General features: G+C 70.7%; 1 protein-coding gene. It reads left to right on the forward strand.

Annotation, left to right across the window (positions count from 1 at the left end; genetic code table 11):
• On the forward strand, positions 1-341 hold a 341-nt coding region (locus EN851_RS34760; protein ID WP_245520896.1), incomplete at both ends, for a lyase family protein.

Consider the following 341-nt stretch of genomic DNA (forward strand, 5'->3'; position numbering starts at 1 on the left):
GCCGTGCGCACCGCGCTTGCCGGGAAGCTCGGTCTTGCCGATGCGCCGCAATGGCACAGCCAGCGCGACGCGCTGGCCGAGTTCGCCGGCTGGCTGTCGCTGGTGACCGGCAGCCTCGGCAAGTTCGGGCAGGATGTCGCGCTGATGGCGCTGGCGGGCTCCGACATCAAATTGTCCGGTGGCGGCGGCTCGTCGGCCATGCCGCACAAGCAGAACCCGGTGAAGGCGGAGGCGCTGGTCGCGCTGGCGCGGTTCAATGCCGCGCAGCTTTCCGGCATGCATCAGGCGCTGGTGCATGAGCAGGAGCGCTCGGGCGCGGCCTGGACGCTGGAGTGGCTCAG

Source organism: Mesorhizobium sp. M8A.F.Ca.ET.208.01.1.1 (assembly GCF_004791315.1).
In the GTDB taxonomy this organism is placed as follows: domain Bacteria; phylum Pseudomonadota; class Alphaproteobacteria; order Rhizobiales; family Rhizobiaceae; genus Mesorhizobium.